The sequence below is a fragment of the Bradyrhizobium sp. CCGUVB4N genome, from assembly GCF_024199945.1.
In the GTDB taxonomy this organism is placed as follows: Bacteria; Pseudomonadota; Alphaproteobacteria; order Rhizobiales; family Xanthobacteraceae; genus Bradyrhizobium.
On sequence record NZ_JANADP010000001.1, the window covers coordinates 2,637,833 to 2,652,225 of the forward strand.

Genomic DNA, 14,393 nt, shown 5'->3' on the forward strand with positions numbered 1-14,393 from the left:
TTAAGAAGTGTCCCGCATTGTATCGCGGTGCAGCGTGAGTCGCCGGAGAGGTGACGCGCGGCTGCTGGGGTGGCCGTGACGATCGCCGGAGTTGTGCGTCCGCCTGAATTCACATGCATCCGGGTGGAAGTGGGAATGCCGAGCTTTCGTTTGCGGATCAGGGGCCGTCTCTATGCCGGCTTCATGGCACTGGTCGTGGTTGGTCTCGTGATGGCGGTGGTGGCCATCTGGAATTTGCGGTCCGTGCAGGACCAGGTCGCCAAGGCTTCGGCGTTCTCGGACAGCACCGCGCGGGTGCTGGAGATCTCGACCCATCTTCAGGCCATCCAGCGCGCCAATCTGCGCTACATCTACGACGCCAACGAATCCGCGATGCGGGAGGCGTCGGAACGGGAGGCCGCGGCGACCGAGCTGCTCCAGGTCGGCGCCAAGGGGACGCTCTCCGAGGAGCGGCGCAGGCTCTACAGCGATCTGATCGCCGACATCGCGAAGATGAAGACGTTGCGTGACAATCTCGGCGACGCCGTCAACGAGGCGCGGACCGGCAAGGCCACGCTGCTGCCGAGCGGTGACGAGCTGACCGTCAAGATGAACAAGCTGAGCGACGTGGCGCGCGCGGCCGTCGACGAGGACACCGCGTCCCTCGTCGCCGACCTCGAATCCCGGCTGCTGCTCGTTCAGATCGCAAACTGGCGCTTCCTGGCCCTGCGCGACACCAAGGGGCCCGCCAACTTCAGGACCAATGTGGACAGGGCGTCGCAGCGGCTTTCGGCGCTCGAAAAGAGCCCGCAGGCGACCGAGCTGCGCGCCACGCTCGCGCCGGTGAAGACTTCGCTCGGAATCTACAAATCCGCGTTCGAGACCACGTCGGCCGCGATGCTCCAGGCCGACGAGATCTACCACAAGAGCCTCGCGCCGCTCATCGTCGACAGCATCGCCAAGCTCAAGGTCGCCGAGACTGCGCTGAAGAAGGACTACAAGGAGTCGCGCAGCCAGGCCGAAGCCACGATCGACGGCACGACCTCCATGCAGGAGATCGTCGGCGGCGTGGCCACCCTGTTCGGACTGATCGTGGCCGTCCTGATCGCTCGCAGCATCGTCGGGCCGCTGACCTCGATGACGCGGGCGATGGGGCTGCTCGCCGGCGGCGATCTCGCGGTCGAGATCCCCTCCCGCGGCAAGGCGGACGAGATCGGCGACATGGCCAAGGCGATCCAGGTGTTCAAGGATAACATGATCGACACCGAGCGGATGCGTCACGAGCAGACCGAGATCGAGGCGCGGCAGGCCGAGGAGCGCAAGAAGGACATGGTCCGGCTCGCCGACCAGTTCGAGCAGGCGGTCGGCGAGATCGTCGACACCGTGTCGTCGGCATCGAACGAGCTCGAGGCCTCCGCCGGCACGCTGACGACGACGGCGACGCGCGCCCAGGATCTGTCGACCGAAGTCGCCTCCGCCTCGCAGGAAGCCACCGCCAACGTCCAGGCCGTCGCGTCCGCCACCGAGCAGCTGTCGTCCTCGGTGAGCGAGATCGCGCGTCAGGTCCAGGAATCCGCCCGCATCGCCGGCGAAGCCGTGGGCCAGGCGACCAAGACCAACGCCCGCGTCGGCGAGCTCTCCAAGGCCGCCGCGCGCATCGGCGACGTGGTCGAGCTGATCAGCACCATTGCCGGCCAGACCAATCTTCTGGCGCTGAACGCCACCATCGAGGCGGCGCGCGCCGGCGAAGCCGGCCGCGGCTTTGCCGTCGTGGCTTCCGAAGTGAAGGCGCTGGCCGAGCAGACCGCGAAGGCCACCGGCGAGATCGCCCAGCAGGTCTCCGGCATCCAGGCCGCGACGGAAGAGTCGGTCGGCTCGATCAGGGAGATCAGCGGCACCATCGAGCGGCTGTCGGAAATCTCGTCGACGGTGGCCGCCGCCGTGGAAGAGCAGGGCGCGGCGACGCAGGAGATCTCCCGCAACGTCCAGCAGGCCGCGCACGGCACCCAGCGCGTCTCGACCAATATCGGCGACGTCCAGCGCGGCGCCTCCGACACCGGCTCGGCCTCGTCGCAGGTGCTCTCGGCGGCCCGCTCGCTGTCGGCGGACAGCAGCCGGCTGAAGCAGGAAGTCGCAAAATTCCTGAGCTCGGTCCACGCCGCTTGAGCATGATCCGGAAGTCCAAAGCACAAGGCCACGCGCATGCGCGTGGCCTTTCATCGTGGCAAGTTGTACTCAGGCCACCTTCGTCGTCATATGCCCGAACATGTTGCGGCGGGCTTCGTCGTCCATCTCGGCCTTGAAGGTGAACTTGTCCTTCAGCGCGATCGCGCGACCGGCGGCCGGCCGTGCCGAGATCTCGTCGATCAGCCGCTTCACGTTCGGGTAGCGCGCGAAGGCGTCGTCGCCGAGCTTGAACGGCACCATCCGCGCCCAGCCCCACAGCGCCATGTCGACGATCGAATAGCTGTCGCCGACCATGTATTTGCGCCCCGCGAGGTGACCGTCGAGAATCTTGTAGTGGCGGTCGGTCTCGTACTGGTAGCGGTTGTGGGCGTAGTCGTGGTTCTGGTCCTTCGGCGCAAAATGCTTGAAGTGCACGGCCTGGCCCGAATACGGGCCGACGCCGGTGGCCACGAACATCAGCCAGGACAGCAATTCGGCGCGGTTCGCCGGGAGGAATTGTCCGGTCTTCTCGGCGAGATAGAGCAGGATGGCATTGGAATCGAAAACGATCGTGCCGTTGTCGTCGATCGCCGGCACCTTGGCATTCGGATTGATCTTCAGATAGTCCGGCGTGAACTGCTCGCCCTTGCGGGTGTCGACCTTCACGGGCTCGTAGGCCAGGCCGGCCTCCTCGAGGAACAGTGCGACCTTGGTCGGGTTCGGCGACCCGTTGAAATAGAATTTGAGCATCTGGCGTCTCTCCAGTGTTGGTGGTCAACAGCGAACGCGGTTAGTCGTCGAGAGCGGACGCAGCATCATTGCCGCGCGGCGGCCTTCTCATGCCTGAGTTTTCTCGGGGAGAGCAACCGGCGAGATTGCCGTGCGGTATCTGCGCGCCGCGCAGACCGGCCGGCGTAACAAAGGTCATCCGGCGGCGTAAGATTGCCGCGCGCCGGCAGCCCACGGCCGTCATTCCGGGCGCGCCCCTTGGCGCGAGCCCGGAATCCATTGGGCGGCAGAGACGGTGGTGAAATGGATTCCGGGTTCTCGCTTCGCGAGCCCCGGAATGACGCTGCGGAGAGGTCGGCTATTCCGCCGCCATGCCGGCGCGGATCTCGGCGCGGAGTTCGTCGATCAGCTTGAGACCCTTCTTGGTCTCGACATGCCAGAAGGTCCAGCCGTTGCAGGCCTGCGCGCCCTGCGCCACCGCGCCCATGCGGTGGATCGAGCCGACCTTGTCGCCGAACATGATGGCGCCGTCGGCGCGGACCAGCGCGCCGAGCTTCTTCTTGGAGTCGAACAGTTTCGTGCCGGGCATGATCATGCCGCGCTCGATCAGCTCGGAGAACGCCACGCGCGGGGCTTCGCGCGCCGTCATGAACGGGGCGAGGCTCTCTTCCGGCAGCGGCTCGACCGCGGCGATGCGGGCTGCAGCGGCCTTGGCGTAGGTCTTGTCGCGTTCGAAGCCGATATAGGAGCGGCCGAGGCGCTTGGCGACGGCGCCGGTGGTGCCGGTGCCGTTGAAGGGATCGATCACGAGATCGCCGGGCTTCGAGGACGACAGCAGCACGCGCGCGAGCAGGCCTTCCGGCTTCTGCGTCGGATGCACTTTCTTGCCGTCGGCGCCCTTGAGGCGTTCCTCGCCGGTGCACAGCGGGATCAGCCAGTCGGAGCGCGCCTGCACATCCTCGTTGGCCGCCTTCAGCGCTTCGTAGTTGAAGGTGTAGCCCTTGGCCTTTTCATCGCGCGCGGCCCAGATCATGGTCTCGTGCGCGTTGGTGAAACGGCGGCCGCGGAAATTCGGCATCGGGTTGGTCTTGCGCCAGACGATGTCGTTCAGGAGCCAGAAGCCGAGGTCCTGCATGATCGCGCCGACGCGGAAGATGTTGTGATAGGAGCCGATCACCCAGATCGTCGCCGACGGCTTCATCGCGCGGCGCGCGGCCAGCAGCCAGGCGCGGGTGAAATCGTCATAGGCGGAGAATGAATCGAACTTGTCCCAGTCGTCGTTGACGGCGTCAACGTGGGACTCGTCGGGGCGCTTGAGATCGCCCTTGAGCTGGAGATTGTAGGGCGGATCGGCGAACACGAGGTCGACCGAACCAGCCTGAAGCTTCGACATCTCGGCGACGCAATCACCGAGAATGATGCTGTGCGAAGCGGACTCAAAATTTGTGCGGGGCGCCTTTGCAGACGCCCCGCGACGCGACACTACCATGACTCAAGAACTCTGACTCAGGCGACGCTGTCGGCGACGCGGGACCAAACAACCGACTGACCGTTACAATGAAGCGGCAAAGTAAAAGTCGACTTAACGCGCTGCTTTCGTGAGCAGGTCGGACATCGCGCGTTGCGCGCGGGTCGCTGCGCGCATTTGCCGTGTTTTGCAGTGTGTTTCGCGTTTCTTCGCGTTGCGGGAGTGGCTGGAGCTGCAAAAGACTCCAAATTTCTCTCGGAAAAAAATGCTCGGCCCTCGGAAAAAATTGCTGGCGTCGCACGCTGTCGCACTAGGCAATAATTGCCGAGCGGGATATTGATTAACGCAATGGAAATTTTACGTATGTGGCGCGTTGAGGTTTTCGCGTTTCCGCGCGCCCACGCCATGCAATCGTCGACCTGAGGGAAGCCCACCATGCGCTACGATGATTTTCGCCGCAGCGACGACGTCGAGGATCGTCGCGACGACAGTGGCGGAGGGTTCGGCGGTGGCGGCGGTGGCGGGTTCGGCCTGCCGATGGGCGGTGGCGGCCTTGGCATTGGCACCATCATCGTGCTCGGCCTGGTCGGCTATGCCTTCGGCATCGATCCGCGCATCCTGATCGGCGGCGCCGAGATCCTGACCGGTGGCGGCCAGGCGCCGAGCTACCAGACCGACCGTCCGTCGTCCCAGGCCAAGCGCGGCGCGCCGACCGACGAGATGGGCAGCATGATCTCCGGCATCCTCGGCGAGATCGACGATCGCTGGAGCGAGATCTTCCAGGCCAGCGGCCAATCCTACACCGGCCCGAAGGTCGTGCTGTTCCGCAACGCCACCAATGGCGGCCGCTGCGGCCGCGCGGAGTCGGCGATGGGGCCGTTCTACTGCCCGCCGGACCGCACCATCTTCCTCGACACCGCGTTCTTCCGCGAGGTCGAGACGCGCTTCCGCGGCTGCTCGGGCCAGTCCGCGTGCAATTTCACCACCGCCTACATCATTGCGCATGAGGCCGGCCATCACATCCAGAACCTGCTCGGCATCATTCCGAAGGTGACGCGACTGCAGCAGCAGGCCGGCAGCAAGGCCGAGGCCAATGCGCTCCAGGTGAAGGTCGAATTGCAGGCCGACTGTCTGTCCGGCGTCTGGGTCAATCGCGAGGCGAAGAAGCGCCCGAACTTCCTCGAAGCCGGCGACATCGACGCCGCTCTGACCACCGCGAGCGCGATCGGCGACGATACGCTGCAGCGTCAGGCCACGGGGCGCGTCGTGCCCGACTCCTTCACCCACGGCTCGGCCGCGCAGCGCAAGCAGTGGTTCATGACCGGCTATCAGCAGGGCACGCTGCAGGCCTGCAACACGTTCGGCGGCGGCGGGCCGTAGTGGTCACGTGCCCCGGACGCTGCGCAGCACGAAGTGATGCGCTGCAGAGCCGGGGCCCACAATGCCGGTGCTCGCGTCTCTCACAATGGGTCCCGGCGCTGCGCAGCAGCGTTTCACGCTGCAGCGCGTCCGGGACACGAGAGGAATGAGCAATGGCCTCCATCGACGAAACCAAGCAATTCATCCCGCTCAACATCGCGGTGCTCACCGTCTCCGACACCCGTGCGCTCGCCGACGACAAGTCCGGCCAGACGCTGGTCGATCGCCTCACCGCAGCCGGCCATCATCTCGCCGCGCGCGAGATCGTCACCGATGACGTCGAGGCCATCCGCGCCGTGATCCGCCGCTGGGTTGCGGATGCCGGCGTCGATGTCGTCATCACCACCGGCGGCACCGGCTTCACCGGGCGCGACGTCACGCCGGAGGCGGTCGAGCCGCTGTTCGAGAAGCGGATGGATGGTTTCTCGATCGCCTTCCACATGCTGAGCCACGCCAAGATCGGCACCTCGACGATCCAGAGCCGCGCCACCGCGGGCGTGACCGGCGCGACCTACATTTTCTGCCTGCCGGGCTCGCCCGGCGCTTGCCGCGACGGCTGGGACGGCATCCTCGCGGCGCAGCTCGACTACCGCACGCGCCCCTGCAATTTCGTCGAGATCATGCCGCGACTGGATGAGCATCTGCGCAGGCCGAAGGCGCAGGGCGCGACGGTGTAACTTCTTCCTTCTCCCCTTGCGGGAGAAGGTGGCGCGAAGCGCCGGATGAGGGGTATCTATCGGCACGGAGTGCTCGGAGAGATACCCCTCACCCTGATGCGTTCGTGTCTTCGAGCGGAGATGCCCTCTCCCGCAAGGGGAGAGGGCGCATTCATGCGCAGCGCGCCAAACTTGGCTAAAGATCCCGCTCCCAGGTCTCGCCCACCAGATCGTGCCCAAAACTGTGATGCGGCTTCGTCGCGACCAGCTCGAATCCTGCGCTCTTGTAGATGCCGCGTGCGGCGACCAGAATGCTCTGGGTCCACAGCGTCATGCGGCGATAGCCCCGCTCGCGCGCGCCCTGCATGCATTGCTCGACCAGCGCGCGGCCGACACCAAGCCCACGCGCTTTCTTCTCCACCTGCAACAGGCGGAGTTTTGCGATCTCGTCCGTGGCCTTGACCAGGAAGACCGAGCCGACCGGCTCGCCACCGACTTCCGCGATCCAGCAGTGCTCGCGCGCGGCATCGTAGTTCTTGATGAACTGGGCACAGATCTCGGCGATCAGCGCCTCGTAGCTGATGTCCCAATTGTAGTCCGCGGCATAGGCGGCCGCTTGCTTGGAGATGACCCAGCCCATGTCACCGACGCGATGGCTGCGCAGCACGACGGAAGCGGGCTGGTTTCGACGATGCTCCAGCACGGTCTCGATGGTCGCCATCGCCTGCGTCAGCCGCGTTGCATCGCCGGCGGAAAGCTGCGCCAGCATGGCGGCAACCTCATTCTGCGAGCTGAGGCTCAGCTTGGCGAAGGTCTGGCGGCCCTTGGCGGTGAGGCTGAGCTGGTACTGCCTTCGATCCGCGGGCAGGGGCGTCCGGGTGATCAGTCCCTTTTCGTCGAAGCCTTGGACGATGCGGCTGAGATAGCCGGGGTCGAGACCGAGCTCGGTTCCGATCTCCTTGGCCGCAAGGTCGTCGCGATGTGCGAGCTCATAGAGCACGCGGGCCTCGCTGAGCGAGAACGGACTGTTTCCCAAATGCTGGTCGAGCACGCCGAGCTTGCGGGTATAGAAGCGGTTGAAGGCGCGAACCGCTGCGATCTGGTCGTCGGTACCGTCGAATGCCATGGGACACCTCAATAATTGCCATTGTCAAATAATTATTTGACTTTGGCAAGTATTAGGTGGCCTCACGCGACCATGACGATCCGGCTGCGCAGCATCGTCCGGGAGGAGCGGCCGAGCCGCCTGAGCAGCCGCGCCTCGGACCGGCGGGCCTGGGGCGGGTAGCCGCCGATCCGGTCATAGTGATCGCGCGCGATCAAAAGCCCCTGATCGCCGAGGGGGCCGACCAGCTTGCGCGCCACGGACCACAGGACGTCGCGGAAGCCGGTATCGGCGTAAGGCGAGCGGGCATAGCGGAACACGGCCGCACGATCCCGGCCGCTGGCCGCGACGGCCTGGATGAACTGGGTGGTCTCCTCGATCCAGCCGGTGTCCAGCACCGCGCCGGCGGGAAGGAACATCAGCCACGGCGAGCGGGCCTCGCGCGCGCCGGCGGCCAGCGCGGCACCTTGCGTCGATCCCTCGCAATCGACGAAACGGCAGCCGGCGACGTCGGCAACGCGCGCAATGACGCCGTTGCTTGTGCCGTCGACCAGCAGGACTTCCTTGATGATGCCCGCGGCGGCACCAGGGACCAGCGCGGCCAGAGTTGCGACCGCGGTCTGCTCGACGCCTTCGGTCGGAATGATGACGCTCAGCATGATTGAGACTTCGATGTCCGCAATTCGGGAGAAGCGTAACTCGTTATGATGTTGTCATAAACACGCTGCGGTGCCGAGTGCAACTTTTCGGCTGTGCCCTCGGCGTGCGATGGTAAACTTGCGCGGGCCCGGCGCAGCCGAATATGTCGTGCGCGGGGGCCCAAATTGCCGAATGTTTCGGCGAATATCGGTTTCGCGAGCTTTAAGCAGGGCGTTTCTCTGCCGATATCGTGGGTGACAGCTGTTCCCGAGCGGATGGGAAAAACCTGCAGCCGCCGTTGCGCAGAACGAGATCAAGTCCAATGAACGCCGATCAACTTCCTGTTGCCGCAACACTCGCATCGCCGAAGCCGGCCGCTGCGCCGACCTTGCGGATCCGCGCCGTAATGCTGGGCGAACGCATCAATCCATCGGGGCTCGAGATCGGGCCGACGGTCTCCTCGACGCCGGCTGCCTTCCGGGTCCACGGCGGCCTCGCCGTGATCTTCCGCTACGGCGTCGTGGTGCTGATCGGCCTTCTGCCTTCGGAGGAGAAGGTGCTGCTCGACGGTCTCAAGTCCCGCGTGACGGGCGAGCTCAGCCCCCACGAAGAGGAGACCGCGCAGGCTCAGCTTTGCCACGATGAAAATGCCGAGGCGATCCAGCCGGGCGGGCCGATCAACCTCTCGAAATTTTCCGACGAGCGGCTGCTGCTGATCGCGGACGCGCTCGCCAAGAGCACGTCGCTGGCGCGCGACGAACGCCGCGTCGCTGCGGTCTTCGACGTCATCGAGCCCTTCGCGCGGGAGCTCGCCGAGAAAGGCCGGACGTCGCGGCGACGCAGGGGCATCCTGCAGCTCATCGGCAATGCGCTGCTGGTCCAGCAACGCGTCGCCGGCCGCGTCGCGGTGGCCGAAAAGCCCGACGCGCTCTGGGAAAAACCGCAGCTCGATCGCCTCTATGCGCGTCTCGAAGACGAGTACGAGCTGAAGGAACGCCTCGACACGCTCGAGCGCAAGCTCACGGTCGTCGCAGAAACGGCCGATGCCCTGACCGACATCATCGACACCCAGCGCTCGCTCCGGCTCGAGATCGCGGTGGTGGTGCTGATCGTGATCGAAGTGGTGATCGGCTGCATCCAGATCTTTGCCGGGGTTCACTGAGCTTAGGGCCGCAAGTTCAGTCCTCATCCTGAGGAGCCCGCAAGGCGGGCGTCTCGAAGGATGGCCACAACCTCCCACGCTTGCTTGCTCAAGGGCGGTAATGCCGTTGCAGCACCGCGACGCAATGCCGTGCGATCGTCAGTTCCTCGTTGGTCGGGATCACGAAGACATCCGCGGCGCTGTCGCCGGCATTGATCCGCTCGCGCGCTTGGACATTCGCGGCCGCATCGATGCGCACGCCGAGCCAGGCGAGCCGTTCGCTGATCGCGCTGCGAATCTCCGTGGCGTGCTCGCCGATGCCGCCCGTGAACACGAGACAGTCGAGCCCACCGAGTGTGTTCGCCATCATCGCGACCTCCTGCGCGGCACGGAAAGTGAAGAGATCGACCGCTTCCCGTGCCGAAGCCTCGCCGCTCGCCAGCAGCGTGCGCATGTCCGCAGAGATGCCGGAAACGCCGAGCAGGCCGGACTCGTGATAGAGCAGATGTTGCAAATCCCCGGTGGTCATCCTCTCGTGCTGGAGCAGATAGAGCAGCACGCCGGGATCGATGGTGCCGGAGCGCGTGCCCATCACGAGGCCGTCGAGCGGCGTCAGTCCCATCGTGGTGTCGATGCTGCGGCCGTTGCGCAACGCGCAGAGGCTGGCGCCATTGCCGAGATGGGCGATGACGGTGCGCCCGGCGGCGAGCTCCGGTGCGATCGCTGCGAGCCGGCCTGCGACATATTCGAACGAGAGCCCGTGAAAGCCGTAGCGTCGGAGGCCGCGCGCCTCGTAGCGTCCAGGAATGGCGAAGCGGCTGGCGGGTGGCGTCATGCTGTGATGAAACGCCGTGTCAAAGCACGCGATCTGCGTGAGCGGGGGACGGATCGCCCGGAGGGCGCGGACCGGTGCCAGGCAACGGGGTTGATGCAATGGCGCCAGCGGTGTCAGGGCTTCCAGCTTCGCATGGATGTCGTCCGTCAGCGCGATCGGGCCGGAGTAATCCGGACCGCCATGGACGATGCGATGCCCCACGCCGCGCAAGCACCCTTCGCCAAAGCGGTGCTCGATAAAGGCGATAACGTCCGCGAACAGATGGCCACCGTCCATATCCGACGCTTCTTTCTGCCTTTCGAACAGCGTCTCGCCCGATGGACTGCTGGCCACGAGCCGCGGCTTCGCCTCGTGCTCGTCGAGCAGGCCCTTGCAGAGCAGGGCAGGCTCGCTGCCCGAGATCTCGAACAGGCCGAACTTGATGCTCGAAGAGCCTGCGTTGAGGACGAGGACCGACGCCGTCATCAGATCACCGCGCCTTGCCCGGCCAGACCCAGTCGCGGATCACGGGCATGTCCTCACCGTGCTCGCGCACGTAACGCGCATGCTCGATCAGCGCGTCGCGGAACTGCTGTTTCACATGCGCGGCCTTGGTCGCGAGATCGGGCACGCGCTCGATTGCCTCGATCGCGAGATGATAGCGGTCGAGCCCGTTGAGCACGACCATGTCGAACGGCGTCGTCGTGGTGCCTTCCTCGGCGAAACCGCGCACATGCATGCCGGCATGGTTGGTGCGGTTATAGGTGAGGCGGTGGATCAGATAGGGATAGCCGTGATAGGCGAAGATGACAGGCTTATCGCGCGTGAACAGGCCGTCGAAGTCGCGATCGCTGAGGCCATGAGGATGCTGCTCCTTCGGCTGCAGCGTCATCAGGTCGACGACGTTGACGACGCGGATCTTCAGGTCCGGGAGTGCCTTGCGCAAGAGGTCGACAGCGGCGAGCGTCTCGAGTGTCGGGACGTCGCCGGCGCAGGCCATCACCACATCGGGCTCGCCATTCGCGGCCTCGTTGCCGGCCCAGGGCCAGATGCCGATGCCGGCATCGCAATGCGTCGCGGCCTCCTGCATCGACAGCCATTGCGGCGCCGGCTGCTTGCCGGCGACGATGACGTTGATGCGGTTGTAGGTGCGCAGGCAGTGGTCGGCGATCCACAGCAGCGTGTTGGCATCCGGCGGGAAGTAGATGCGGACGATGTCGGCCTTCTTGTTGGCGACGAGATCGACGAAGCCGGGATCCTGATGGCTGAAGCCGTTGTGATCCTGCCGCCAGACATGCGAGGTCAGGAGATAGTTCAGCGACGCGATCGGTCGCCGCCACGGCAGATGTCGCGTCACCTTCAGCCATTTGGCGTGCTGGTTGAACATGGAATCCACGATGTGGATGAAGGCCTCGTAGCAGGAGAAGAAGCCGTGGCGTCCGGTGAGCAGATAGCCCTCGAGCCAGCCCTGGCAGAGATGCTCGCTCAAGACCTCCATCACGCGGCCGTCCTGCGCCAGATGCACGTCGTAGGGTTCGATCGGCTCCATCCAGACCCGTTCGGTGGCATCGAACACCGCATCGAGCCGGTTTGACGCGGTCTCGTCGGGACCCATGAGGCGGAAGTTGCGCTCCTCGGCGTTGAGGCGGATGACATCGCGCAGGAATTTGCCGAGCTCGCGCGTTGCTTCGCCCGTCACGGAGCCTGGCTGCGGCACGTCGACGGCAAAGCTGCGGAAGTCCGGCAGCTTCAGCTCCTTCTTGAGCAGCCCGCCATTGGCATGGGGATTGGCGCCCATGCGGCGGATGCCTTCGGGGGCGATCGCCCTTAGCTCCGGGATCAGCGCGCCATTGGCGTCGAACAGTTTGTCCGGCTCGTAGCTGCGCATCCAGTCTTCGAGAATCTTCAGATGCGCCGGGTTCTCGCGACAGCTCGCGACCGGCACCTGATGCGCGCGCCAAAACCCTTCGACCTTCTTGCCGTCGACTTCCTTCGGACCGGTCCAGCCCTTAGGGCTGCGCAGCACGATCATCGGCCAGCGCGGCCGCTCCACGCTCGTCCGCCCGTCGCGGGCCTGCTGCTGGATCGAGCGGATGCTGGCGAGCGCGACGTCGAGCGCGTCCGCCATGGCCTGGTGCATCAGTTTGGGATCGTCGCCCGCGACGAACAGCGGCTCATGGCCGAACCCGTGGAAGAGATCGCGGATTTCGCCGTCGGGCATTCGGCCGAGCACTGTCGGATTGGCGATCTTGTAGCCATTGAGGTGGAGAATCGGCAGCACCGCGCCGTCATGGGTTGGGTTCAGGAACTTGTTGGAATGCCAGGACGCCGCGAGCGGACCGGTCTCGGCCTCGCCATCGCCGACGACGCAGGCGACGATGAGGTCGGGATTGTCGAAGGCCGCGCCATAGGCGTGCACCAGCGCGTAGCCGAGCTCGCCGCCTTCGTGGATCGAGCCCGGCGTCTCCGGCGCCGCGTGGCTCGGAATGCCGCCGGGAAAGGAGAACTGCCTGAAGAGCTTTCGCAATCCGTCCGCGTCGCGCGGGATGTTTGGATAGATCTCGCTGTAGCTGCCTTCCAGATAGGTGTTGGCGACCATGCCCGGGCCGCCATGGCCGGGACCGCAGACATAGAGCACGCTGAGATCCTGCGTGCGGATGACGCGGTTGAGGTGCGCGTAGATGAAGTTCAGTCCGGGCGTCGTGCCCCAATGGCCGAGCAGGCGCGGCTTGACGTGCTCGGGCCTCAAGGGCTCGCGCAGCAGCGGATTATCGAGCAGATAGATTTGCCCGACGGAGAGATAGTTCGCGGCACGCCAGTAGCGATCGAGCAGATCGAGGTCGCTGCTCGCGGCGGACGATTGTTGTTGATTTGTCATATTCCTGACGACCTTCACCCGGGATCGTCACCAACCGAGTTCCGGCGAGATCGATCCCAAAATTGATACTTGCCCGCATCAAACGGGGATCGGCCTCACGCGGTGTTGCGTGAGGTCAAAGGTCGGCGCGTGAAGATTGGGCAGCGCTACTGTGCATGGGGTTGTTTTCGCGTTTTTCATTCTTGTTCTTGATTTGTTCCTTTGGCGTGCTATCTTGGCTTCATGAGTCCAGCTTCTTCTTCTGCTCTCAAGCACCCGCCGGTCACGGCGCCCTCCGAGCCGGCGGGTGCGCCTTCTGATTTCCCCGAACTTGCGGTCGCCATCGACAAGCAGCGCAGGCGCGGTCGGGGCGCGCAATCCAATGCCAGCGGCCGCTTTGAGGCCGAGGCACGCGTCGCCTTCGACGATGGCTGGCAGAGCCTCGAAGAGCTGCCGCCGTTCAAGACCACGGTCGGCGTCGACACCTCGCGCAAGGTGATCACCCGCAACGAATCGCCCGACATCGGCTTCGATCGCTCGATCAATCCCTATCGTGGCTGCGAGCACGGCTGCGTCTATTGCTTCGCGCGGCCGACGCACGCCTATCTCGGCCTGTCGCCGGGGCTCGATTTCGAGTCAAAGCTGTTCGTCAAGCCCGAGGCGCCGGCGCTGCTCGAGAAGGAGCTCGCGGCCTCAGGCTACGAGCCGCGGATGATCGCGATCGGCACCAACACCGATCCCTATCAGCCGATCGAGCGCGAGCGCAAAATCATGCGCGGCATTCTGGAGGTGCTGGAACGCACCGGCCATCCGGTCGGCATCGTCACCAAATCCGCGCTGGTCGTGCGCGACATCGACATTCTCGCAGCGATGGCCAAGCGCAACCTCGCCAAGGTCGCGATCTCGGTGACCTCGCTCGACCCAAAGCTCGCGCGCACGATGGAGCCGCGTGCCTCGACGCCGCCGAAGCGGCTGGAGGCGCTGAAGCAGCTCTCGGACGCCGGTATTCCCACCACCGTGATGGTGGCGCCGGTGATCCCCGCGCTGAACGATTCCGAGATCGAGCGTATCCTCGATGCCGCCGCCCATGCCGGTGTCAAGGAAGCCTCCTACGTGCTGCTCCGGCTGCCGCTCGAGGTGCGCGATCTCTTCCGCGAATGGCTGATGGCGAACTATCCGGACCGCTATCGCCACGTCTTCACGCTGATCCGCGATATGCGCGGCGGCCGCGACTACGATGCCAAATGGGGCGAGCGGATGAAGGGCACCGGGCCGATGGCCTGGACCATCGGCCGCCGCTTCGAGATCGCCTGCGACCGGCTCGGTCTCAACAAGCGCCGCTCGAAGCTGACCACGGATCATTTTGCCCGGCCAAAGCAGAACGGCGAGCAGCTCAGCCTGTTCTGAGGCGCGGAGCATA

11 protein-coding genes are annotated in these 14,393 nt (G+C 65.2%); 5 read left to right on the top strand and 6 right to left on the bottom strand.

The genetic code is table 11. The features are described from left to right. Positions 1-135: 135 nt before the first annotated feature. On the top strand, positions 136-2,145 hold the full coding sequence (locus NLM31_RS11860) for a methyl-accepting chemotaxis protein (protein ID WP_254192313.1): 2,010 nt from the start codon (positions 136-138) through the stop codon (positions 2,143-2,145). Positions 2,146-2,214: 69 nt separating this feature from the next. Here NLM31_RS11860 and NLM31_RS11865 read toward each other — a convergent pair whose 3' ends face one another. After that, on the bottom strand, positions 2,215-2,895 hold the full coding sequence (locus NLM31_RS11865; RefSeq protein ID WP_254192314.1) for a glutathione S-transferase family protein: 681 nt from the start codon (positions 2,893-2,895) through the stop codon (positions 2,215-2,217). Positions 2,896-3,232: 337 nt separating this feature from the next. Beyond that, on the bottom strand, positions 3,233-4,363 hold the full coding sequence (locus NLM31_RS11870) for a site-specific DNA-methyltransferase (RefSeq protein WP_283045604.1): 1,131 nt from the start codon (positions 4,361-4,363) through the stop codon (positions 3,233-3,235). A 414-nt stretch (positions 4,364-4,777) separates the two neighbouring features. Between NLM31_RS11870 and NLM31_RS11875 the strand changes: the two genes are divergently transcribed. Together NLM31_RS11875 and moaB are read left to right on the top strand one after the other, a co-directional pair. After that, on the top strand, positions 4,778-5,722 hold the full coding sequence (locus NLM31_RS11875; protein WP_254129347.1) for a neutral zinc metallopeptidase: 945 nt from the start codon (positions 4,778-4,780) through the stop codon (positions 5,720-5,722). A 152-nt stretch (positions 5,723-5,874) separates the two neighbouring features. Then, positions 5,875-6,438 carry a molybdenum cofactor biosynthesis protein B gene (gene moaB, locus NLM31_RS11880; RefSeq protein WP_254192315.1) on the top strand — a complete coding sequence of 188 codons (564 nt, stop codon included), beginning with the start codon at positions 5,875-5,877 and terminating at the stop codon, positions 6,436-6,438. A 175-nt stretch (positions 6,439-6,613) separates the two neighbouring features. Here the strand turns inward: moaB and NLM31_RS11885 are convergent, their stop codons facing one another. Continuing rightward, positions 6,614-7,543: a helix-turn-helix domain-containing GNAT family N-acetyltransferase gene (locus NLM31_RS11885; RefSeq protein WP_254192316.1), complete on the bottom strand. Its 930-nt coding sequence runs from the start codon at positions 7,541-7,543 to the stop codon at positions 6,614-6,616. Positions 7,544-7,605: 62 nt separating this feature from the next. Continuing rightward, positions 7,606-8,181 carry a glycosyltransferase gene (locus NLM31_RS11890; protein WP_254129349.1) on the bottom strand — a complete coding sequence of 192 codons (576 nt, stop codon included), beginning with the start codon at positions 8,179-8,181 and terminating at the stop codon, positions 7,606-7,608. A 302-nt stretch (positions 8,182-8,483) separates the two neighbouring features. Here NLM31_RS11890 and NLM31_RS11895 point away from each other — a divergent pair, with 302 nt between their 5' ends. Then, positions 8,484-9,323, top strand: a complete 840-nt coding sequence (locus tag NLM31_RS11895; protein WP_254129350.1) for an RMD1 family protein — start codon at positions 8,484-8,486, stop codon at positions 9,321-9,323. An 88-nt stretch (positions 9,324-9,411) separates the two neighbouring features. Here NLM31_RS11895 and NLM31_RS11900 read toward each other — a convergent pair whose 3' ends face one another. Together NLM31_RS11900 and NLM31_RS11905 are read right to left on the bottom strand one after the other, a co-directional pair. Continuing rightward, on the bottom strand, positions 9,412-10,602 hold the full coding sequence (locus NLM31_RS11900; RefSeq protein ID WP_254192317.1) for an acetate/propionate family kinase: 1,191 nt from the start codon (positions 10,600-10,602) through the stop codon (positions 9,412-9,414). Between the two features lie 4 nt (positions 10,603-10,606). Next, positions 10,607-12,994, bottom strand: a complete 2,388-nt coding sequence (locus NLM31_RS11905; protein WP_254192318.1) for a phosphoketolase — start codon at positions 12,992-12,994, stop codon at positions 10,607-10,609. Positions 12,995-13,216: 222 nt separating this feature from the next. Here NLM31_RS11905 and NLM31_RS11910 point away from each other — a divergent pair, with 222 nt between their 5' ends. Next, positions 13,217-14,380: a PA0069 family radical SAM protein gene (locus tag NLM31_RS11910; protein ID WP_254129353.1), complete on the top strand. Its 1,164-nt coding sequence runs from the start codon at positions 13,217-13,219 to the stop codon at positions 14,378-14,380. Positions 14,381-14,393: the final 13 nt, after the last annotated feature.